This is a genomic window from Nitratidesulfovibrio sp. HK-II (assembly GCF_003402415.2).
Classification (GTDB): Bacteria; Desulfobacterota; Desulfovibrionia; order Desulfovibrionales; family Desulfovibrionaceae; genus Cupidesulfovibrio.
Window position 1 is genome coordinate 952538 of sequence record NZ_AP036014.1, and the last position, 22361, is coordinate 974898.

Below are 22361 nucleotides of genomic sequence, written 5' to 3' on the forward strand. Positions count from 1 at the left end.
GTTGGCTGACCGACCCGAAGGGCGCGGAGCGTGCCCGTTAGGCGAGCTTGCGAGCCTTGCCCCAGCCGTAGGCGAGTCTGCGAGCCGTACGGATGGGGACAGCAGCGATACGGGCATCGTGCACAACGCGGTCAAACTTCGCCTGCCATAGCTCTGCTGTCCTCATCCGTAAGGCTCGCAAGCTCACCAAACAGCTAAGGCTCGGTCGAATACGATAAGAGCGCGCTTTGCGGTCGCTATCCGTAAGACTCGCGCTACGCGCTCGCCTAACGGCTACCGCACTCCCTCATGGCAGGCTCGTTTTCCTTGCCAACGAACGAAAATCCTCATTCAGAAACAGCCATTGGCGGGGCGTGAACCTCACTCCCGCGTGGCCACCAGAATGCCGCCAAGGATCAGCGCGCCGCTCACGAAGTGGGCGGGCGTCACCGGTTCGCCCAGCAGCACCAGCGCCTCCAGCCCGCTGAACGCGGGCAGCGAATAATAGATCAGCGCCGAACGGCTGGGGCCAATGGCCGCGATGGCCAGGTTCCAGCAGCGGTAGGCGACGAGCGACGCCCCCAGGCCGATGTACACAACCCCGATCACGGCCTGGGGGGTGAACACGGGCACCGCCCCGGTGGAAAGCTCCCACGCCAGCATGGGCACGATGCACAGCAGCCCCGGAATGAAGGTGGCCATGAGAAACGTGGTCTGCCCCACGCCCGCCGGGCGCTTGCGCACCAGCACCGAATACCCCGCGAACAGCATGGAGGCGGCCACCATCCACAGGTCGCCGCTGGTGAAGGTGAGCGTGGCCAGCCGGGCCAGGTCGCCCCGCGTCACCAGCACCACGATGCCGCAAACCGCCGTGGCCAGCCCGGCCAGGCGGCGGGCGGTCACGGCCTCGCCCAGGAACAGCCGCGAGAACAGGATGATGAAGATGGGCGATGAGGTGGCGATGAGCGCCATGTTCAGCGCGGCGGTGGTGCGTCCGGCCACGTAGATGAACGTGTTGAACACCGAGACGCCCACGAAGCCGGTGACCACGAAGTAGGGCAGATGGGCGCGCACGGCGGGCCATTCGCGCCGCAGCGGACCGATGCCGAAGGGCAGCAGCGCGCAGGTGGCCACCAGCCACCGGGCGAACGAGACGGATACCGGCGGCATGCTGTCGGCCAGCGCGCGCGCCACGATGAAGTTGCCGGACCAGATGACGGTGGCCGCCAGCGCCAGCAGGACGCCGCGCGTGGCACCGCCCCCGGTGCAGGGGGATGCGTGCATGAGTGTGTGCTCCGGAAATGGGGAGCATCCTGCCTACGCCGGGGGCGTGGGGGTGTCAAGCGCGCGCGGGCTGAAGGCTGGTTGACCGGCGGCGAACAGATTGCGGACTGGCGGCGTGGGGCGCAGCACTTGAGGCGGCAGCGTCTCCGCACGGATTCTTAACGCAGCGCGCCCCCGTCGGCGGGAACGACGGGGGCGCAGGCGGGAGGGATGCGTTGCGTCTTGGGAAGCACACCGCGCGAGGCGGTGTTACGATTTGATAAATCGTATACGGCATGTGTATCCTTTCATGAAAAACGTGTCAATGGTCCGGGCCACATTCTTGGGCTGGCTGGTTCCCTTGCCCGCAGCGACCGGGAGGGGTAGGAGAAGTGTTCGCGCCGGGCTTGCGCCACCGCAGGGGGCGGTGCGGCCATGCGGCTCACTCCGCGCGCTGCCTCGCGCGTGACAGGAAAAGGAACACCCGTGACCATGACCGGATTTTTCAACGTCCTTTCGGTGGAGGCGTTCACCGAACTGTTGCGCGCCTTCCCTCCGCTGGGGCCGGAAACCGTGGACCTGCACCGTGCCGACGGCCGGGTGCTGGCCGCGGACGTCATCGCCCCCGAAGACCTGCCCCTTACCGACCGCGCGGGCATGGACGGCTACGCCGTGCGCGCCGCCGACCTGTTCGGGGCCACGGAAACCAACCCCGCCTACCTCGAGTGCGACGGCCGTGTGGACATCGAGCACCCGGCCACCTTCGCTGTTGCGCCTGGCCGCTGCGCCGCCATCGTCACCGGCGGGGTCATGCCCGAAGGGACGGACGCGGTGATCATGGTGGAACACACCCAGGACCTGGGTGCCGGCACCATCGAGATGCGCCGCGCCGTGGCCCCTGGCGAGAACGTGATGCTGCGCGGCGAAGACGCGGTGGCGGGCACACCCGCGCTCGCGGCTGGGGCACGTCTGCGCCCGCAGGAAGTGGGCATGCTGGCCGCCGTGGGCGCCACGGAGGTGCGCGTGCACCGTGCGCCGCGCGTGGTGGTCATCTCCACCGGCGACGAACTGGTGGCCCCGCAGGTCACGCCCCGGCCCGGCCAGGTGCGCGACGTGAACAGCCACACCCTGGCCGCGCTGGTGCGCCGGGCCGGATGCGAGGCGCGCTGCCTGGGCATCGTGCCCGACCATCTGGACGCGCTGGAGGCGGCCCTGCGCGAGGCGCTGTGGGGAAATGGGGGGGGCGACGTGGTGCTGTTGTCCGGCGGCAGTTCCGTGGGCGTGCGCGACCTGACCGTGGCCGCCCTGTCGCGCATCGAAGGTGCGGAACTGCTGGCCCACGGGGTTGCCATCAGCCCCGGCAAACCGACCATCCTTGCCCGTGTGCGGGAGGATGGCGGCTGCCGCGCGGTGTGGGGCCTGCCGGGGCAGGTAACCTCGGCCCAGGTGGTCATGTTCGTGCTGGGAATGCCCTTTCTGCGGCATCTTTCCGGCCGGGCGGACGCCTTCGACCGTTCGCTGTGGCCCGCGCGCCGGGTGCGCCTGGCGCGCAACGTGGCTTCGCGGCAGGGGCGCGAGGACTGGGTGCGGGTGCGCATCGAGCCTGCCGACCGCACTGGGCCGGGGGACGGGGGGCCGCCGCTGGCCGTGCCGCTGCTGGGCAAGTCGGGCCTGCTGCGCACCCTTACCGGGGCGGACGCGGTGGTGCGCATACCCGCGCGGGCCGAGGGGCTTGTCGCGGGCAGCGAACACGACGCCTATCTCATCTGATCCAACGCGGCCTTTTCGTTTCCGGCGGCGTCAGGGGCGCATCCTTGCCGGAAACGAAAATTTCCGCGTTGGCGGCTACACCTTGATACGGAACACCGAACCATGCGCATTCTCTTTTTCGGCGACATCGTGGGCAAGCCGGGCAGGCAGGCCCTGAAGGAACTGCTGCCCGCCCTGCGGCGCGAGCACGCGCCCGACGTGGTCATCGCCAATGGCGAAAACGCCTCGGGCGGCATCGGCCTGACGGCCGAGACCCTGCGCGAGCTTTTGGGCATGGGCATCGACGTCCTGACCACCGGCAACCACGTCTGGAAGCACCGCGACCTGTACGGCCCGCTGGACAAGGAGCCGCGCCTGCTGCGCCCCGCCAACTACCCGGCGGGCGCGCCGGGGCGCGGCCTTGGCGTGTACGACCTGCCGGGCGGCCATCGCCTTGCCGTGCTGAACCTGTGCGGCACCACCTACATGGACCCGCTGGACTGCCCCTTCCGCACGGCGGAAGCCCTGCTGGCGCAACTGGAGGCGGAAGAGGGGCAGCCCGTCGTCCGTCTGGTGGATTTCCACGCCGAGGCCACCAGCGAAAAGAAGGCGTTGGGATGGTTTCTGGATGGCCGGGTCAGTGCGGTCATCGGCACGCACACCCATGTGCAGACCGCCGACGCCATGCTGCTGCCCGGCGGCACCGCCTATCTCACCGACGCGGGCATGTGCGGGGTGGAGGCCTCGGTGCTGGGCATGGACCACAAGGTCATCGTGGACCGCTTTCTGACCAAGCTGCCGCAGCGCTTTCGCCCGGCCACGGGGCGCGGTTCGCTGAACGGGGTGCTGCTGGACGTGGAAGATGCCACCGGCAAGGCGCGCTCCATCCGCGCGCTGCGCGTGGCCTGCCCGGCGGCGGAACAGCCCGGCGCGGAGGGCGGGGAGCCCGCCGGGGCGGGCCAGACCCTGCCCGACTGAACCCGTGGCCGCCGTGGTGGCACGGCGCGGGACCCGCGCTGCCCATGCGGGCTGGCGGCCCCAATCGGGTTGACACCACCCGCCATCTCTGGAAGACCGTCCCGATACCATGCAGAGGGGTTGCAGACCATGATCGACATCGACACCCAGTTGGAACGCATCAAGCGCGGCATGGCCGAGCTCATCGACGAGGCCGAACTGCGCAAGAAGATCGCGCGCGGCGCGCCGCTGCGCGTCAAGGCGGGCTTCGACCCCACCGCGCCGGACCTGCACCTGGGCCACACGGTGCTCATCCACAAGCTGCGCCATTTTCAGGAGCTGGGCCACACCGTCATCTTCCTGATCGGTGACTTCACGGGCCAGATCGGCGACCCTTCGGGCCGTTCGGACACCCGCCCGCCGCTGACGCCGGAACAGATCATGGAAAATGCCGAGACCTACAAGAAGCAGGTCTTCAAGATCCTGGACCCGGAAAAGACCGAAATCGATTTCAACTCGCGCTGGATGAACGCCTTCTCCGCCGCCGACTTCGTGCGCCTTACCTCGCGCTACACCGTGGCCCGCATGCTGGAGCGCGACGACTTCGAAAAGCGCTACCGCGAGGGGCGGCCCATCGCCATCCACGAGTTCCTGTACCCGCTGGTGCAGGGGTACGATTCCGTGGCCCTGCGCGCCGACGTGGAACTGGGCGGCACCGACCAGAAGTTCAACCTGCTCATGGGCCGCACGCTCCAGTCGCAGTACGGGCAGGAGCCGCAGTGCATCCTTACCGTGCCCATCCTGGAAGGGCTGGACGGCGTGAAGAAGATGTCGAAATCCCTCGGCAACTACGTGGGCATCGACGAGCCGCCGTCCGACATGTTCGGCAAGATCATGTCCGTGTCCGACGAGCTCATGTGGCGCTACTACGAGCTGATCTCCGCCCGTTCGCTGGAAGACATCGCGGACATGAAGCGCCGCGTGCAGGCCGGTGAGGCACACCCCAAGGCGGTGAAGGAAGACCTGGCCTTCGAGATCACCGCCCGCTACCACGGCGAGGACAAGGCCGCCGAAGCCCGCCAGGGCTTCAACGCCGTGTTCGCTGGCGGCGGCGTGCCCGACGACGCCCCCGAACACAGCTGCGCCCAGGGCGAGGACAGCACCCCGCCGGTGTTCCTGGAAGCGGCGGGCCTGGTCAAGTCGCGCGGCGAGGCCAAGCGGCTGATCAAGGAAGGCGCGCTGTCCGTGGACGGCGTGCGCTGCGACGACGCCATGGCCCCGCTGGCCCCCGGCAGCTATGTGGTCAAGCTGGGCAAGAAGCGCTTTTTGCGCCTGACCGTGACGGGGTAGTATCCGGATTCCGGTCTCCGGCGCTTTTGCGGTCACGCCGCAACGCAACTCATTTGCAGATATTCCCATGCCCTCTTCACGCCGCTCCGGTTCGCCGGGGCGGCGTTTTTCTGTTTGCCGCCACATCCGGTGTAAAGATGCGTAAAGGCGTGCCGATATGTCTTTGTGACGGCAACCAGTCACGGGGGAACGCCATGATCCTTTCCCCCATCTCCGGCTACCTGCTGCGCGAATCGCGGGAACGACAGCAGGAGGCCCGCCGCGCCCGGTACGGCACCGGGCCGGTAAGCCTGCGCGGCAGCCTGACCGACGCCTACGACACCATTTCCACCCGCACGCCCGACGTGGTGTTCGAGTTTGGCAACGTCTCGAAAGCGTCCGAAGAACAGCAAGTGCACTACAACCGCATCATGGCCCGCAGTGCGGTGGGCCTGAACGCCAGGAGTGTCGACGGGCTGGACGTGCGGATGTTGGCCCCCTACGAGCAGGACAAGGACGGCAACAGCAGCAAGGAGTGGCGCGTGGTGGTCAGCAAGGGAGGCACCGAAGTGGCGCGCGGCGAGATCACCGCCGATACCCGGGTGGTGCGGAACCCCGACGGCAGCGTGACGCTGGAGGAGGCCACCGATGGTGTCACCTTCGAGGGCACGGCGGACAACGACATATTGATCCGGATAAGCGACCGGCAGGTGAACGCCGGGGCCGGGAACGACATGGTCATTTCGCTGGGCGGCAGCGGCGGAGTGGATGGCGGCGACGGCAACGACAGCATCCTGGGGTCCGTGCGCGGCAACGCCGCGTCTGGTGAGGGCGGCATGGCGCTGCTTTCCGGCGGGGTTGGCGACGACCGGATCAATCTGGACAACAGCATGCACGTGCTGCTGGATGGTGGCGATGGCGATGATACGCTGGATGGCACCATGGCCCATGTCATCGTCAGGGGGGGGCTTGGTGACGACAGGCTGAGGGGCGAGATGCATTTTGCGGACATTGACGCGGGCGACGGCAACGACAGTTTCAAGATGGACCTTGTCGCCCTTTCCCTGGTCAAGGCGGGTCTGGGCGACGATGCGGTCAAGGGCGATTTCCGGCGATCCATCATCAATGGCGGACTGGGGGACGATACTTTCGACGGACGGTTCCGGGCTTCCAACCTGTTCGGCGAGGAAGGCCGCGACACATTTGCCGGGCTGTACGAGCGGGGCACTGCCGATGGCGGGCAGGACGGAGACACCTTTGCCGTCAACGCGGCGCACACCACCGAATTTACGGGGGGCGCGGGCGACGACGTCATGCGGGCCACTACCTCGTTTTTCGCCACCTACGACGGCGGCGAGGGCGACGACGTGCTGGAACTGGGCCGCAAACGCCACGTCAGCAAGGGGGGAGACCTTGGGCCCGGAGGGCTTTCCCCCACGGCATGGAAGGTGGACGGCCTGCCGGGTGCCTACTACGCCGAAGGCGATCTGGTTCAGAACGTGGTGCGCGGCGGCGACGGCGATGACAACCTGAACGTGTATGGCGCGCCGGGAGACCGGTCTGGCCTGGACGAACCCGCCCGCGTCAGCGGGGGCAAGGGCCGCGACGTGGTGGCCATCTACGGGGCCATGCAGCGTTCCGGGCTGTTGTATGGCGAAGAAGAGGACGGCGAGATACCCGTGCTGCTCCTGCCCTACGTGTAGGGTCGCAAGAAACCGGAATTCACGCCCCCTGCGGGCGGACCGTGCGGCGCTGCCGGGACGTGTGCCCGGCAGTTTTTTTGTGTCCGGCGTCGAGCGCGTGCGGCCGCCCGCGTGGCAGTTGCATCGTCAGACAACCGCTGCGCGAGGTAGGGTTGCCCCGCGTTGTGGCGCACCCCCCTTCTCATGGGGGCGCAAGTACTCTATGGTGTTGGCAGAATCATCAATCCCTGGGCACGGAGCGCATATGGACACGAAGCCGGGAAAGAGTGCGTCGGGGTGGTCGCCTGCCGCCATTGCATCGCGCGGCAAGGGGTGGTGGGCCTTGCGGCGGGTGCGCCGCTGGACCTACAGCATCGTGGGCATCGTCGCCGCATGGGGCGTGCTGGCCGGATTGGCCATGCCGCCGCTCATGCGCGGCGTGCTGGAAGACCAGTTGTCCGACAAGCTGCGGGTGCGCTGCACCGTGGAGAGGGTGCGCTTCAACCCGTATTCGTGGGCGCTGTCCATCCAGGGCGTGCGCGTGCCCAACCCCACCGGCGACGGCGACCTGCTGACCTTCGACGCGCTGGAATTTTCGCCCGGCCTTTCCGCCGCGCTGCGCCTTGCCCCGGTGCTGGCCTACGTGCGGCTGGTAAACCCGGTGGTGTACGTGGCCCACTTTGGCGACGGGCGGTACTCCTTCTCGGAATTCATCCCGCCAGACGGAGAGGGCGAGGACGGGAAGAAGGACCGCGCGGACGACGCGAAGAAGCCGCTGTTCCCCTTCGCGGCCAGCGACTTCGAGGTGGTCAACGGCACGGTGATCTTTCACGACGCGCCGCTCAAGACCATCCACACCATCACCGAGTTGCAGTTCGTGGTGCCGTTCACCTCCACCATGGAGCGCGACCGTGAGCGCGCCATCACCCCCAGCCTGAACGCCACGGTGGACGGCAGGGCGCTGACGGTGCAGGGGCGGCTGTTGCCCTTTGCCGAGCACCTGCGCACCGAGTTCGACGTGGCCACCGACGAGGTGGACCTGACCCAGTACCGCGAATACCTGGCCGCGTTTACGCCGTTGCGCCTGGAATCGGGGCGGCTGGGCGTGAACCTGAAGCTGGTGGTGGAGCAGCCCGCCGCGCACGACGTGGAATTCGGGCTGGCGGGCTCCGTGACCCTGCACGACCTGCGCGTTAACGCGCCCGACGGCAAGGACGCCGTGCTGGGGCTGACCTCGGGCATGGTGGAGGTGGAGGAATTCTCGCTGCTGGACCGGCATGTGGACGTGCGCCGGGTGGACCTGGACGGCCTGTTGGCCCGGGCCGGACGCCTGGCCGACGGCAGCATCGACTGGCTGGGCTTCGTGGCTCCGGCGGGCGCGAAGAAGCAGGCCGAAGTGAAGCCGGGCGGCCAGTCCCCCACCCTGGCGGGAACCGCGACAGCGGGTGGGGCTGCGGCCAACGCCACCGCCGGCGCGCCGGGTGGTTCCGCTGGCGGTGCGGCGTCCGTGGGCACGGCAGCCCCGGCCGTCTCCGCGCCGCCCGCCGCTGCCCAGGCCAAGTCCGAGCCGCCCTTCGTGGTCAACGTGCGCACCCTGGACATGCGCAATGCCACGGTGGTCTGGAAGGACGCCTCGGTGCCCGGCGGCGCGCAGGTGCGGCTGAACGATCTTGCCGTCACCCTTACGGATTTCGCCACGCCCGGCGGCAAGGCCGCGCCCAGGGGCGGTGGGGCGTTCACCGCCTCGCTGCGCATGGACGACGGGACCGGCAAGGCGGGCGCGCTGGGAAAGTCCGGTGAGGCCCCGAAGAACGGCGCGGGCACCCTGAAGGCCGAGGGCACGCTGACCCTGCAACCGCTGGGCGTGGCCCTGCGGTTGGACGCGCGCGACCTGCCGCTGGTGCCGGTGCGCGGGTACGTTGCCCAGGCGGTGCCCGCCCTGTCGCTGGATGCCGGGGCGGCGGGCGCGCAGGGCGAGATGGAACTTTCGCCGGCCACGCCGGATGCGCCCGGATTCGTGCTGCGCAAGGGCGCGGCGCAGGTGTCGGGGTTGTCTCTATCGCTGGCCGGGCAGAAGCAGCCCTCGGTGGGCCTGGGCAGGCTGGAGGTGGCCGAAACGTCCGTGGACCTTGCGGCACGCACCGTGGCCGTGGGGCCGGTGATGCTGACGAAGCCCGATGTCCGGGTGGTGCGCGGCAAGGACGGCGCCATCGACCTCGCCGCGCTGGCGGGGGGACCGGCAACGGCGCAGCCTGCCAAGGCAGAGGCGGCCGGTCGCGACATGGGGCGGCAGCGCCCGGCGGCGCGCGGGGCCTCGCGTGCCGCCCCGCAGAAAGCCGCCGCCACGCCGGAAGCGCCGGAGTGGAAGTTCTCCGTGGCCTCGCTGCGCATGGACGAGGGCCGGGTGACCTTCGAGGACCGGCAGCCCAAGGATGCGAGCGTCCTCACCCTGGAGGGAATGCGCCTGGTCACCGGGCCGCTGTCGCCGCAGCGCGGCGCGTCGCTGGACGTGGATTTTTCCGCCCGCTGGCAGAAGCAGGGAACCATCGGCGTGAAGGCCAAGGGCACGGCACAACCGCTGCACATGACCGTGGACTCCAAGCTGGCCAAGGTGGACCTGCGCCCGCTGGACCCGTACCTGGGCGAGGTGACCGATCTGCTGTTCGGCGGCGGCGAGGTTTCGTCGGAACTCAAGGTGGCCCTGCGCGAGCAGGCCGAACCGGCGGACAAGGCAAACAGGGCGGGCAGGGCGCGCGCCGCGAGCGCATCCGCCGGACAGGCGGCGGAACCGGCGCTGGAGGTGAACGTGGAGGGCGCGGCCCGGCTGGACAACCTGTCGCTGAAGCTGGCCGGGGGCAAGCAGGAACTGGCCTCGCTGCGGCGGTTTTCGGTGCGCGGGTTGCGCTTCGGCCAGCAGCCGTCGGGCGACCTTTCCCTGCGCGTGCAGGAGGTGGGGCTGGAGAAGCCGAAACTGTCGGTGATGGTGTTCAAGGATGGTTCCACCAGCATCAGCCGGGCTTTGGGGGCGAAGCCCCCGGCGGCAGAGGGAAAAGACGGCAAGCCCCCGGCGGCAGCGGAGAAGGACGCCAAGGCCCCGGCGGCGACGAAGGATGCCGAGGCTCTGGCGGACGCCCCCACGCAACCTGCCAACAAGGCCGCGTCCGGCCCGGCGACGGATTCGGCATCGTCGCCCGCAACGTCTACCCCGTCCGCATCCTCCGGCCCCTCTGGTGCATCCGCCCAGAGCGACGGAGCGGGGGCTGCGGCCCGGCCCAACGCCGGCCCGTTCACCACGCTGGAGGTGGGCAGCCTGTCCATTTCCGGCGGGTCGCTGCGCTTTCGCGACGAGCGCATGTCCCCGGCCTTCGCCTCTGAAATGTCCGACATCGAGGGGCGCATTTCCGGCGTCTCGCTGGACCCGGCCTCGCGTGCCGAAGTGCAGTTGCGCGCGGGCATCGAAGGCGTGCCGGTGCTGGTGGGGGGCACGGTGAATCCGCTCATTCATCCCGTGTTCGCGGACATGCGCTTCACCATGTCCGGGCTCGATCTGGTGCCCCTGTCGCCCTATGCAGTGCAGTACATCGCCTACCCCGTGGAGCACGGGCGCTTTTCCGCCGACGTGGCCGTGAAGGCGGAAAACTGGGTGCTGGACGCGGACAATCATTTCACCCTCAGCCAGATAGAGCTGGGCAGCAAGGACAACCGGCCCGACGCGCCGAGCTACCCGGTGAAGCTGGGCCTGGCCCTGTTGCAGGACATGAGCGGCAACGTGGACCTGCGCCTGCCCGTGAAGGGGCGGCTGGACGATCCGGAATTCCGCCTCGGCGGGGTGATCATGCAGGCCGTGCTGAACCTGATGGTCAAGGTGGTCACCTCGCCCTTCGCCCTGGTGGGCAGCGTGCTCAGCCTTGGCAGTGGCGGCAAGGACATGCGCTACGTGGAGTTTCCGCCCGGCGTGGCAACGCTGAACGAGGCGGCGGAAAAGGACCTGCGCGCCGTTGTCGAGGTGCTGCGCCAGCGCCCGCGCCTGAAGCTGGAGGTGCAGGGCGCGGCCGAGCCGGTCGGCGACACGCGTGGCCTGAAGGAACAGGCCCTGCTGCGGGCGCTGCGCGAAGCCAAGCACGCCTCGCTGTCGCGTGCCGAGCGGGCGCGGGTGAACGCGGATGACGTGGCCATCGACAAGGACGAATATGAGGATCTGCTGGAAGAGGTGTACAGGGACGCACCCTTCGAGAAGCCGCGCAACGTGGTGGGCTTTACGAAATCACAGCCTGCCGACGTGATGGAGGCCGCGCTGAAGGAACACTACGAGGTGACGCCCGAAGCGCTGAAGGAGCTGGCCACCGCGCGGGCCAAGGCCGTGCGCGACAAGCTGCTGGAGATTGACCCGGCCTTGGGCGAGCGGGTGTTTCTGGCTGGGGCCAAGGTTGCGCCTGCCGCCGGTGCGGAGGGTGGAGATGGCGCCAAGGGCGGGGGGAGCAGGGTTAATTTGGGGTTGCAGTAGCAAGGGGGGGATGACGCGGAGCGTGGTGAAGTGTCGTGCCCTGTTGGATGCGGCTTCTACGAATACACGGGAGTGTTTTCGTCCACGCTCGATTTCGTTATGCCTCCGGCGGGCAAGGGGCCATGAAACGATGGCCCCTTGCCCGCCGGAGGCATAACGAAATCGAGGGTGCTCAACAGGGCACACCTGCCTTCGTAGAAGCCGGGTGTAACCGCGCACTCCCCCTTCCCATCCCCTGGTCGACCAGCACCCTATCCCACGCCTCGGCACCACCAAACAAAAGGGGCCACCTTGCGGCAGCCCCGATGACTCAATCCCCATACCCCTCGGAGGGCGGCGGCGGGACGAACGTCAAATCCTCGAACGCGGTGTACGAGGGCAGGTAGGCCAGTTCGGCCACGCCCACGGGGCCGTTGCGCTGCTTGCCGATGATGATTTCCGCGATGCCCTTGCGCGGGTTGTCGTCGCGCTTGTTGTAGGCGTCGTCGCGGTAGATGAACATGATCACGTCGGCGTCCTGCTCGATGGCGCCCGATTCGCGAAGGTCCGAAAGCATGGGGCGCTTGTTGGTGCGCTCTTCCACCTTGCGGTTCAGCTGCGACAGGGCGATGACCGGGATGTTCAGTTCCTTGGCCAGGGCTTTCAGCGAGCGCGAGATTTCCGAAATTTCCAGTTCGCGCGAATCCACCCGGCGGGCGGAGCGCATCAACTGCAGGTAGTCCACCATGACCAGGCCCACGCCCTTTTCGGCGCGCAGGCGGCGGGTGCGGGCGCGCAGTTCCAGGGTGGTGATGGCGGGGGTGTCGTCGATGTAGATGGGGGCCTGCGAAAGCACGTCGGCGGCGTGGTACAGGCGCTGCCAGTCCTCGTCGTCCAGGAAGCCCTTGCGCACCTTGGACAGGTCCACCTTGCCCAGCGAGCAGAGCATGCGCATGACCAGCTGCTCCATGGACATTTCCAGGGAGTACACGGCCACGGGGGTGTTCTGGTTCACGGCGGCGCGCAGGCACATGTTCAGCGCGAAGGCGGTCTTGCCCATGGAGGGGCGCGCGGCCACGATGATCAGGTCCGACGGTTGCAGGCCCGAGGTCATCTGGTCCAGCTGCACGAAGCCGGTGGTGACGCCGGTGACCACTTCCTTGCGGTCGCAGCGCTTCACCAGGTCTTCGAAGACCTTGTGCACCAGTTCCTTGGCCCCGCGGAACATCTTGCCGCTGACGCGCTCGGAAATGGCGAACACCGCCTGCTCCGACTCGTCCAGCAGCTTCTGCACCTCGCGCGAGGCGTCGTAGCAGTTGCTGATGATCTCCGACCCCGCGCCGATCAGCGAACGCAACAGGGCCTTGTCGCGCACGATGGTGGCGTAGTGCTCGGCGTTGGCGGCGCTGATGGTGGACTGGGCAAGCTCGGCCAGGTACACGGCCCCGCCAACCCCTTCCAGGCGGCTCTGCGATTGCAGGTATTCCGCCATGGTCACGAGGTCGATGGGGGCGTTGCGACGGTACAGTTCCAGGCAGGCGTCGTAGATCTGCTGGTGGGCGGGCAGGTAGAAGTCTTCCGGCCGCAGCGTGTCCACCACGGAATGCAGCACGGCGTTGCGAAGCAGAATCCCCCCGAGCACGGCCTGTTCGGCTTCGGTGCTGTGCGGGGGGACTCGGCGCAACAGATCGGCGGAAGCGCGTTCCGTCGGATCGGGAGCGCCGCCCCCGCCATGGTAGGCGGAGGCGGCGTCGGAATCGGTGTGGCTATTCGGCCGGGGTTTCCGGCTCGGCGTCCACGACGGGTTCTGCGGCATCGCTCACCTTGTCTTCGGCAACAACCTTGACGTTCAGGGTGGCCACCACGTCGGCGTGCAGGCGGACGCGCACTTCGTGCGTGCCCAGGGTGCGGATGGCGGCGTCGAGCAGAATGCGGCGACGGTCGATATCCACGCCCTTTTCGGCCAGCGCGTCGCCGATGATGGCGGTGGTGACGGAACCGTAGAGCTTGTCGTTTTCACCCACGCGAACCGGGATGACCAGTTCGGTGGCGGCGATCTTGGCGGACAGGTCGGAGGCCGCGGTGCGCAGGGCGTCCATCTTGGCCTGAAGCTTCTTGCGCTCCAGTTCAAACGCCTTCAGGTTGGCATCGGAGGCCAGCATGGCAAGGCCCTGCGGCAGCAGGAAGTTGCGGCCGAAACCGGGCTTCACCACCACGACGTCGCCGAGGCGGCCCAGATTTTCAACGTCAGCACGAAGGATCAGCTTCATCCCATCCTCCTAGATCTGGCTCTTTTTCTTGACGTCGCTGGAATGACCCGCGGTGTAGAACAAGAGGGCCATCTGACGGGCGCGCTTGATTTCACGGGTGAGCAGACGCTGGTGATGGGCGCAGGTGCCGGTGATGCGGCGCGCGATGATCTTGCCGCGCTCGGTGATGAAGTCGCGCAGGATGTCGGCGCGCTTGTAATCGAGGGGCAGGTCCTTGTCGGCGCAGAAGCGGCAGAACTTGCGACGCGGGGTGAACTTCTTCTTGAAGGCCATGTTATGCAACCTCCTCGACCGCGTCGGCCAGCTTGACGGTAACGAACTTGAAGATGCCGTCGGAGATGCGGATGTTGCGTTCCACTTCGGCCACGACTTCGCCGGGGGCGAGGTATTCGAGGCGCACGTAGTAGCCGCGCATGTGCTTCTGGACGGGGTAGGCGAGGTCGCGCATGCCCCAGTGGTCGGCGGCGACCATCTTGCCCTGTTCACGCTCTACGACGCCGGTGAGGGTGCCGAGCAGCGCCTCGCGGGCATCCGCGGCCAGCTCCGGGGAAAGGAGCAGCAGCGTTTCAAACTTCCTCATGGGATTCCTCCTTGTGGGCTTTGGCCCGCCCTCACGCGGGGCGAGCAAGGCAGAAACAGGGTCTATAGTCGCAGGGGGCGCGGGTGTCAACAGGCGTGTTGGCGGCGCGGCGCAAGGCCGGGCAGGGACGGTGCGCGTCCGGCCTGTTGCACGCAGGCGCGTGCCCGCGCGGCTGCGTGGCTGGCCAGCCGTGATGGCGCGGCGGTTGGGGGCATCCGGCCGCGCGGCTATGCCTCGTGCGTGCGTGGGTTCATGCCCAGCAGGCAGAGCACTTCATACGATATGGTGCCCCACAGGTCGGCCAGATCGTCGGGCGTCAGCGCCTCGCCGGGGCCGCCCATCAGGTACGCCGCATCTCCTGCGGCCACGCCGGGAATGTGCGACACGTCCACGGCGGTCATCTGCATGCACACCCGGCCCAGGATGGGCGCGCGGCGGCCGTGCACGGTCATGGCCCCCTTGCCGGAAAGCCCCCGGCTGTAGGCGTCGGCATAGCCAGCGGCCACGATGGCCACGGCCATGTCGCGCGGGGCGGTGAAGGTGCGCCCGTAGCTGATGGAACGCCCGGTGGGCAGGGGGTGCACCTGAAGAATGGGGGTGGCCACATCCATGGCCGGTTCCAGTCCGTCGCCCAGGTGCGCCAAGGCGGTTCCGCGCAGCGGGTTCGACCCGTACAGGGCGATGCCGGGGCGCTGCACGTCGAAGTGCAGTTCCGGGTGGGCCAGCAGCCCCGCCGAGTTGGCCAGCGAACCCTGCACGGCGGGCCAGACCCCGCGCACGCCGGACAGGATGCGCGAGAAGATTTCGCCCTGCTCACGGGTGAAGTCGGACCGCGCCGGGTCGTCGGACACGGCCAGGTGCGACATGGCCAGCACCGGGCGCAGCATGGGCCGGGCGTGCAGCCTGTCGAGCAGGGCGGGCAGGTCGGCCTCGGTGAAGCCCAGGCGGGCCATGCCGGTGTCGAACTTGAGGGCGATGTCCACCTGCTGTCCAGGCGCGGCGCGGGACGCCAGCATTTCCAGCTGATCGGCGGAGTACACGGCGGGCACGATGGACCGGGCGATGCAGCATTCGGCGTCGGTGGCGTCCGTGGCCCCCAGCAGGGCAACGATGCGGCCGGGAATGCCGCCGTCGCGCAGCAGGGCGCATTCGCCCACGGTGCCCGCGGCGAAGGAGTCGGCACCAACGGCCTCCAGCGTGCGGGCCACGGGCAGCAGGCCGTGGCCGTAGGCGTCGGACTTGATCACCGCCATGGGGGCAGGGGCCAAGCGGCGCAGCAGTTCGAAGTTGCGGCGCAGCGCGCCAAGGCGCACGCGGACGGATATCTTGTTGTAGTCGATGGTCATGCGAGGCTCCGTGGTCGGCTCCGGCGAAGGAATTCGGGGGCGATCTTCTGCGGGAGAAGGGCAGGGGGCGGGACGGGGGCCGTCCGGCGGCTTTTCCTGTCGGGAAAGTTGTGGTAAACGACTGCGGTCCCGGTATTGTGCAGGGAGCGGTTGTACTCCCTCGCGCCGCGACATTCAACATCTTCGACGCCCGCGCCGCGCGCCGATGCGCGCCTGTGCGTTCAGGCGTGCCCGGCGTGCCCGGTGCGCACAGATGCATCGGATGCGCCGGGGCATCAGAAAACCACGTGACTCCATAAACCGGGCTCATGCCCGGATGATCCGGACCGCGCATGACAGACGGTAGATTCCGCCCGCTCGCCGGGTTTGCGGCGTATGTGTTCCTGCTGCTTTCCGGCATCCTGTTCGCGGGCGGGGCGCACGCCCAGCAGCCGCAGCCCAACGTGCTGCAAATGCGCACCGAGGACGACCGCGAGGTGACCTGGAACCTCACGGCCGATTCCGTCACCACGCAGAACGACAGCAAGATCATCGAGGCCGAGGGCCGCGTGGCCCTGCGCCGCGGCAGCGACTACCTGAAGGCCGACTACATCCGCTACTATTCCGCCACCAACTGGGTATACCTGAAGGGCAACGTAGAGGTGCACCTGGGCAAGGACGACATTTCCGCCGAAGAGGGGGAATTCGACCTGCGCAGCCGCACCGGCTGGCTGAAGAAGGGCCGCATCTTCATGGGCGAGCCGCACGCCTACTTCGCGGGCGAACGCATCGACAAGAACTGGGGCGACATTTACACCTTCACCGATGCCAAGATCACCGTCTGTGACGGTGACACCCCGGCCTGGTCGCTGACCGCCGAGGAGGCCGTGGTCGAACTTGACGGCTACGCCCGGCTGTGGCGCTCGAACTTTCAGGTGAAGGACAACGACGTCGCCTATTCCCCCTATTTCGTCATGCCCGCCAAACGCACCCGCCAGTCGGGCTTTCTCATGCCGCAGTATGGCATCAGCTCGCGCGATGGTTTTTACTACAACCAGCCGTACTACTGGGTGGTCAACGAAACCAGCGACGTGACGCTCAACGAGTATTTCATGGCCGAGCGCGGCTTCATGCACGGCGTGGAATACCGGGCCCGGCCCACCTCGGACCAGACCACCTGGCTGCGGTTCGACTGGATGAACGACAGCAAGACCGTTGGCAGCGATGACGACGACCCCATCGACAGCAACGACAATCTGGTCCGCACCAACAACGAGCGGTTCTGGCTGCGCGGCATGTTCGAGACGCGCCTGGGCGACCCGCGCTGGCGGCTCAAGGGCGATCTGGACTATGTCTCCGACCAGAACTACCTGCGGGAATTCAAGTACGGCCTTGGCGGCTTCGAGAATTCGCGCACCAACATGTTCGAACTGTTCGGGCGCGACATCAACGAACGCGACCGCTACCGCACCAGCCAGATCATGCTGACCCGCGACTGGGACCGTGTTTCCGTGGCCTTGAGCGGCCGGTATGATCAGAATCCCGAACTGGGCAACGGCAACCGGAGTTATTCCTCCGACTCGCTGCCCCAGCGTCTGCCCGAGGCCGACGTGTACCTGCACCGGGGCGCACTGTTCGAGGGGCTGCCGCTGGAAGTGCAGGCTTCCGCCCAGTCGGTGTACTTCCATCGCCGCAACGGCACCCAGGGCGCGCGCCACGACGTGCATCCGCAGGTGGTGCTGCCGGTGAACGGCAAGTATGGTTCGGTTATCTCGTCGGTGGGGCTGCGCCAGACCGTGTACGACACCGAGCGCCGCGAAAGCCTGCCCGGCGACGGGGGGGATTCCTCCGGCGAAGCCCGCACCCTGCCCGATTACAACGTGGCGGCCATGACCGAATTCGCCCGCGTCTATCATCTGGAAAGCGCACCGCTCACCCTGTCGGCCGAGCAGGCGGGACAAAGCCGCTGGACCGGCATCCGCCATGCGGTGCAGCCCCGCGTGGAATACCGTAATCTGCCGCTGGTGGACCAGGACGACAACCCTAGCTACGACGACGATGATCGCATTGGGGCGCGCAACGATCTGGTGTATTCCATTACCAATATCCTCACGCGCAAGCGCGAGGTGGTGCAGATGCAGACCAACGCCGAGGGCGAGGCCGAACCGGCGGTGAAAACAGATTATCTCGATTTTCTGCGGGTGAAGTTGGCGCACGGCTACGACATCCGGGAGGCGAACCGCGACGACGAGCTTTCGCAATACGAGCGGCGGCCCATGGAGGACATGAACGGCGAGGTGGAGTACTTCCCCGTGGCCTGGCTGTCGTGGCGCAGCCGTTCCGCGTGGTCGTCGTACACGGGCGACGTGACCCAGCACGACCACAGCGTCGGGGTGGAGGATGCCGACAAGGGCAGCCTGCGCATGGGCTACAACTGGCGCGCCAAACTCGACGAATACACCCGCCAGCGCGATGAGGACATCAATTCGCTCTATCTGCGCGGCATGGTTGACGTGTGGGGTCCGTGGAGCGTCGCCGGGTACTACAGCGTCGACATCGCCGACGGCCGCGACCTGGAGCGGATTTTCGACATCATCTACAACCATCAGTGCTTCAAGGTCATCGGTCGGACCACCTTCGACCGTGACGAAGAGCGCTACGAGGTGCTGGTGGTGTTGCCGGGCCTCAGCGAGTAGCGCCTGCAGCCACGCTTGCCGGGGCAAGCAGCCTTGCCCGGCCAGCCTGACCTGTCCGGCCCGACGGCTTGCCCGGCAGGCATATCCCCCTGCCAAACGCAGTCGGCTGGCAGGTCAGTCGTGCCGCGCCTTGTCGTATCAATCCATCATCACACGCAAAAGCGCCGCCAGGGGCAACCCCGGCGGCGCTTTTCTTGTCTCGTTCCGGCGCGGCGCTAGGCCGTGTGCCGTCCGCTTTCGCGTTTCCATTCCGAAACCATGTCGCGCACCATGGCCGCGCGCTCGGCGTCCACCTGCTTGAAGCGCTCGGCGAACACATGCAGATGGGTGCCGCCGCGCGGGGTGAACAGCCCCTTAACCCGGCACCACAGCGGGTCCAGCGCCTCTGTCATGTGGTCGAGCACGGTGTTGGTGATGGTTTCCATGAACGACTGGTGGTTGCGGTAGGCGAACATGTACAGCTTGAAGCTTTTCGATTCCACGCATAGCCGGTCGGGGATGTATTCCGTGACGATGGTGGCGAAGTCGGGCTGGCCGGTCACCGGGCACAGCGAGGTGAACTCCGGAAAGGCGATGCTCACGATGTACGGCCGGTCCGGAAAATTGTTGGGGAAGGCTTCCATGATGTGCGCGCCGGGTCCGGCGTGCGGGTATTCGGACTTGACGCCCAGCGCGCGCAGGTGGCCGGTCTGGTCCTGGCTGCGGGTATAGGCGGCGTCGGTCGTGTCTTTTTTCTTGGTCATGCGATGCTCTCCGATGGGAATATGATGCCGCATTGTGGCCGCTTGGGCCGGGCTTGGCAAGCGGTGCGGCGGCACGGGCGGGCAAGGGTGTGGTGGTACCGAAGGCGACTACGCACGGCGTCAGAAAACGGTTGCCACGGCGGGCCATTGCGCTATCCTGAAGGGCAAACCGCCCGTGACGGAGGATGTCCCATGGCCGAACCCCGCGCCAAAGGAGTGGAAGAAGCGCTCTCGCTCGTCAAGGGCGGGCTTGGCGGCATCGCCGATCAGGTGGTGCCGTGGTTTTTTGCCAACATGCCGGACTATTACCTGCGCACCCATTCGGTGACCGAGCAGGTGCACCACCTGCAGGCAATCATCTCCGGCCGCGTGGTCACGGACAACCACGCGGTGCGCCTGGCCAGCCCGGACGGCCGCAAGATCACCTACATCTCGCCCTCGGCCGGGGGTGACCTGCGGGGCGACCTGCAAACCATCCTGGCCGGGCTGCTGGGCGAGCACATCGAGACCGCCCGCATCTACACCACGGCCGATGGGCAACTGGGCCTGCACGAATTTCTGCTGGCCCCGCAGCCCCGCGCGGGCAGCCTGCGCACGGCCGACGCATCTGCCGCCTCCCATCCCGCCGGAATCGACCAGTGCTCCGCCGCGCTGGAAGCCATGCGCGCCAGCGGCGAGTTGCCGGAACAGGACATGGACTCCTTCGCGGCGTTTCTGGCCAGCGCCAACGTGGAATACGTGGAAAAGTTCGATCCGGTCCGGGCGGCCCGCCATTTCCGGCTGCTGCGCGAGATAGGCGGCGGCGACGACACCGGCCTGCTCATTGAGCAGTGCGCCGTGCCCGGCGCGCCCGCGACGTCCGAAGGGGCGAACCTTTCCGCGGAGCCGTGCGACGTGCGGCGCGAGACGCGCATCGTGGTGGCCATGCGCCATCCCCCGGCCACGGGCCTGCTGCTGCAGATCGCCAGGATCATGCGGCGGCTGGATATCGTCGTGCACCGCGCCTACGCGGACACCTTCGCCGACGCATCCGGCGAGACAGCCGTCATGAGCTTCTACGTCTCGCACAAGGGTGACCTGATCCTGGACGATTCCGCCCTGTGGCAGAACCTGCGCAAGAAGCTGCGCCTGGTGAAGTGGTTCGCCCCGCATGAACTGGAAATCCTGGCCGACGAGGAATCCTGGCCCATCAAGCGCATCATGCTGCTGCAGGCCGCCTGCGGGTTTGCCCACGTGTTTCTGGCCAAGGACAACCAGTGGGCCTACAGCACCCAGAACGTGGTGCGCATAGTGCTGTCCCGCCGGGCCGAGACGGCCGCGCTGGTGGACTGGTTCGAGGCCCGGTTCGACCCCACCCTGGGCGAGCGCGAGGCAGCCGCGCGCCGCCTGGAGGCCGACGCCGCCGACGCCGTGAACGCGGTGGCCGACGAGCGCGAGCGCGCCGTGCTGCTGATGATCCAGCGTTTCTTTCGCCACGTGCTGCGCACCAACTACTTTCTCGAAACCATCTACGGACTGTCCTTCCGGCTGGACCCGGAATTCCTGCCGCCCGCCTACCGCCCCGAGGGCGAGGAACTGCCCTTCGGCATCTTCTTCTTCCACGCGCCGGGGGGGCTGGGCTTTCACATCCGCTACCGCGACATGGCGCGCGGCGGCGTGCGCGTGGTGCCCACCCGCACCCAGGAGCAGTTCGAGCTGGAATCGAACCGCCTGTACGACGAGGTGAAGGGCCTGGCCTACGCGCAGCAGGTCAAGAACAAGGACATCCCCGAGGGCGGGGCCAAGGCGGTCATCCTGCTGGGGCCGCTGGGCGACGTGGGGCTGGCCGTGGCCTCGGTCATCAATTCGCTGCTGGACGTGGTGCTGCCGGGGCAGGACACCCCGGCCCTGCCCGGCGTGGTGGACTACCTGGGCCGCGAGGAAATCATCTACTGCGGCCCGGACGAGAACATCCAGCCCGCGCACATCGCCTGGATGGTGGAACGCGCCCGCCAGCGCGGCTACCGCTGGCCCTCGGCGTTCATGAGCTCCAAGGCCGGGGCGGGCATCAACCACAAGGAATACGGCGTCACCAGCATCGGGGTGATGGTCTTTGCCGAGGAAATGCTGCGCCACCTGGGCATCGACCCGTTCACCCAGCCGTTCACGGTGAAGATCACCGGCGGTCCCAAGGGCGACGTGGCGGGCAACCTGATGCGCCTGATGTTCGAGACCTACGGGGCCAACGCGCGCGTCGTGGCCGTCAGCGACGGGCACGGGGCGGCATGGGACCCGTCCGGGCTGGACCCGGCGGAACTGCTGCGTCTCATCGACGTGCAGCGCAGCATCAGCGCCTTCGACCCGGCGCGCCTGCGCGGCGAGGGGGCCTGGGTGGCCACGGCCGACACCCCGGAAGGGGTGCGCCGCCGCAACACCCTGCACAATACCGCCCACGCGGACATCTTCATCCCCTCCGGGGGGCGGCCGGACACCATCAACACCCGCAACTGGCACGACTTCTTCGACCGGGGCGGGGTGCCCACCGCGCGGGCCATCATCGAGGGGGCCAACCTGTTCGTGGCCCCGGAGGCGCGCAAGCGCCTGGCAGAACGCGGGGTGCTGGTGGTGCACGGTTCGTCGGCCAACAAGACCGGGGTCATCTGCTCCTCGTACGAGGTGCTGGGCGGCCTGGTGATGACCGACGAGGAATTCATCGCCCACAAGGACCGCTTCGTGGCCGAGGTGCAGGACATCCTGCGGGTGCGCGCCCGCGACGAGGCGCGCCTGCTGCTGGCCGAGATACGCCGTTGCGACGGGTGCAGGGCCCTGCACGAGATTTCCGTGGAGGTGTCGCTGGAGATGAACGCCGTGGCCGACGCGCTGTACGACGCGCTGGTGGCGCGCGGCGAACCGGTGGAGGCCGATCCGGCCCTGCGCCAGGTGCTGCTGGGCTACCTGCCCCCGGTGCTGGTGGAGACGTTCCCCGAGCGCATCTTCGAGCGCATTCCGCTGCGCCATCAGTACGCGCTGGTGGCCGCGCACACGGCCTCGCGCATCGTCTACGCGGAAGGCGCGGGCTGGCTGGCCCCGCTGGCGCGCCAGCGCGACGCCGAAAGCGTGGCCCGGGCCTGGCTGCGCGAGGATACCCGCGTCCGCGACCTGGTCGCGGCGGTGTCGCGCAGCGGCCTGCCCGAGGCGGCGGCGGTGGTGCATCTCTTGGAGCGCGGCGCGCGCAAGCGGGCCACGGAAGAGGCGCTGGGGCTGGAATAGCCGCTTCCGTCCGCGCCTTCCCGCTTTCGGTGTGATGGTTCGATTCGGCCACGGGG

14 protein-coding genes are annotated in these 22361 nt (G+C 67.9%); 7 read left to right on the top strand and 7 right to left on the bottom strand.

Features of this window, described 5'->3' with window-relative positions; translation table 11 throughout:
- Nucleotides 1-360: 360 nt before the first annotated feature.
- Complete coding sequence (locus tag RVX_RS03860; protein ID WP_116304806.1) at nt 361-1263, bottom strand: DMT family transporter; 903 nt, start codon at nt 1261-1263, stop codon at nt 361-363.
- Nucleotides 1264-1734: 471 nt separating this feature from the next.
- On the opposite strand from RVX_RS03860, the gene glp reads away from it, so the two are divergent.
- The 5 genes from glp (at nt 1735) to RVX_RS03885 (ending at nt 11463) form a co-directional block, all read left to right on the top strand.
- Nucleotides 1735-3012: a gephyrin-like molybdotransferase Glp gene (gene glp / locus RVX_RS03865; protein WP_116306314.1), complete on the top strand. Its 1278-nt coding sequence runs from the start codon at nt 1735-1737 to the stop codon at nt 3010-3012.
- A 102-nt stretch (nt 3013-3114) separates the two neighbouring features.
- Nucleotides 3115-3969: a TIGR00282 family metallophosphoesterase gene (locus tag RVX_RS03870; protein ID WP_116304807.1), complete on the top strand. Its 855-nt coding sequence runs from the start codon at nt 3115-3117 to the stop codon at nt 3967-3969.
- Between the two features lie 129 nt (nt 3970-4098).
- Nucleotides 4099-5298, top strand: a complete 1200-nt coding sequence (tyrS, locus tag RVX_RS03875) for a tyrosine--tRNA ligase (RefSeq protein ID WP_116306316.1) — start codon at nt 4099-4101, stop codon at nt 5296-5298.
- Nucleotides 5299-5492: 194 nt separating this feature from the next.
- Nucleotides 5493-6980 (top strand): calcium-binding protein, encoded by a 1488-nt coding sequence (locus tag RVX_RS03880; protein ID WP_116304808.1) that lies wholly within the window; start codon nt 5493-5495, stop codon nt 6978-6980.
- A 244-nt stretch (nt 6981-7224) separates the two neighbouring features.
- Nucleotides 7225-11463 (top strand): DUF748 domain-containing protein, encoded by a 4239-nt coding sequence (locus RVX_RS03885; protein ID WP_230404353.1) that lies wholly within the window; start codon nt 7225-7227, stop codon nt 11461-11463.
- A gap of 310 nt (nt 11464-11773) precedes the next feature.
- Here RVX_RS03885 and dnaB read toward each other — a convergent pair whose 3' ends face one another.
- The 5 genes from dnaB to alr form a co-directional block, all read right to left on the bottom strand.
- A complete protein-coding gene (gene dnaB / locus RVX_RS03890; protein WP_085929134.1) occupies nt 11774-13258 on the bottom strand; it encodes a replicative DNA helicase in 1485 nt (494 codons plus the stop codon).
- A complete protein-coding gene (gene rplI / locus RVX_RS03895; protein WP_007523775.1) occupies nt 13209-13712 on the bottom strand; it encodes a 50S ribosomal protein L9 in 504 nt (167 codons plus the stop codon). Before rplI ends, dnaB begins: the two co-directional genes overlap by 50 nt.
- 9 nt (nt 13713-13721) lie before the next feature.
- Nucleotides 13722-13985 carry a 30S ribosomal protein S18 gene (gene rpsR / locus RVX_RS03900; protein ID WP_007523772.1) on the bottom strand — a complete coding sequence of 88 codons (264 nt, stop codon included), beginning with the start codon at nt 13983-13985 and terminating at the stop codon, nt 13722-13724.
- Between the two features lies 1 nt (nt 13986).
- Entirely contained in the window at nt 13987-14292 is a 306-nt protein-coding gene (rpsF, locus tag RVX_RS03905) for a 30S ribosomal protein S6 (RefSeq protein WP_007523769.1), read from the bottom strand.
- Nucleotides 14293-14519: 227 nt separating this feature from the next.
- Complete coding sequence (gene alr, locus RVX_RS03910; protein WP_116304809.1) at nt 14520-15638, bottom strand: alanine racemase; 1119 nt, start codon at nt 15636-15638, stop codon at nt 14520-14522.
- Nucleotides 15639-15970: 332 nt separating this feature from the next.
- Between alr and RVX_RS03915 the strand changes: the two genes are divergently transcribed.
- Nucleotides 15971-18313 carry an LPS-assembly protein LptD gene (locus RVX_RS03915; RefSeq protein WP_116304810.1) on the top strand — a complete coding sequence of 781 codons (2343 nt, stop codon included), beginning with the start codon at nt 15971-15973 and terminating at the stop codon, nt 18311-18313.
- Between the two features lie 215 nt (nt 18314-18528).
- Here the strand turns inward: RVX_RS03915 and queF are convergent, their stop codons facing one another.
- Entirely contained in the window at nt 18529-19056 is a 528-nt protein-coding gene (gene queF, locus RVX_RS03920) for a preQ(1) synthase (RefSeq protein ID WP_116304811.1), read from the bottom strand.
- Nucleotides 19057-19248: 192 nt separating this feature from the next.
- Between queF and RVX_RS03925 the strand changes: the two genes are divergently transcribed.
- The gene (locus RVX_RS03925) at nt 19249-22305 is read left to right on the top strand and encodes an NAD-glutamate dehydrogenase domain-containing protein (RefSeq protein WP_116304812.1); all 3057 of its coding nucleotides are present in this window, start codon (nt 19249-19251) and stop codon (nt 22303-22305) included.
- Nucleotides 22306-22361 lie beyond the last annotated feature (56 nt).

Coding starts and splice junctions, on each gene's coding strand:
- glp (WP_116306314.1), top strand. CDS start 1,735: ATGACCGGATTTTTCAACGTCCTTTCGGTGGAGGCGTTCACCGAACTG.
- rpsR (WP_007523772.1), bottom strand. CDS start 13,985: ATGGCCTTCAAGAAGAAGTTCACCCCGCGTCGCAAGTTCTGCCGCTTC.
- alr (WP_116304809.1), bottom strand. CDS start 15,638: ATGACCATCGACTACAACAAGATATCCGTCCGCGTGCGCCTTGGCGCG.
- rplI (WP_007523775.1), bottom strand. CDS start 13,712: ATGAAGCTGATCCTTCGTGCTGACGTTGAAAATCTGGGCCGCCTCGGC.
- tyrS (WP_116306316.1), top strand. CDS start 4,099: ATGATCGACATCGACACCCAGTTGGAACGCATCAAGCGCGGCATGGCC.
- RVX_RS03870 (WP_116304807.1), top strand. CDS start 3,115: ATGCGCATTCTCTTTTTCGGCGACATCGTGGGCAAGCCGGGCAGGCAG.
- RVX_RS03925 (WP_116304812.1), top strand. CDS start 19,249: ATGGCCGAACCCCGCGCCAAAGGAGTGGAAGAAGCGCTCTCGCTCGTC.
- queF (WP_116304811.1), bottom strand. CDS start 19,056: ATGACCAAGAAAAAAGACACGACCGACGCCGCCTATACCCGCAGCCAG.
- RVX_RS03860 (WP_116304806.1), bottom strand. CDS start 1,263: ATGCACGCATCCCCCTGCACCGGGGGCGGTGCCACGCGCGGCGTCCTG.
- RVX_RS03885 (WP_230404353.1), top strand. CDS start 7,225: ATGGACACGAAGCCGGGAAAGAGTGCGTCGGGGTGGTCGCCTGCCGCC.
- dnaB (WP_085929134.1), bottom strand. CDS start 13,258: ATGCCGCAGAACCCGTCGTGGACGCCGAGCCGGAAACCCCGGCCGAAT.
- RVX_RS03880 (WP_116304808.1), top strand. CDS start 5,493: ATGATCCTTTCCCCCATCTCCGGCTACCTGCTGCGCGAATCGCGGGAA.
- RVX_RS03915 (WP_116304810.1), top strand. CDS start 15,971: ATGACAGACGGTAGATTCCGCCCGCTCGCCGGGTTTGCGGCGTATGTG.
- rpsF (WP_007523769.1), bottom strand. CDS start 14,292: ATGAGGAAGTTTGAAACGCTGCTGCTCCTTTCCCCGGAGCTGGCCGCG.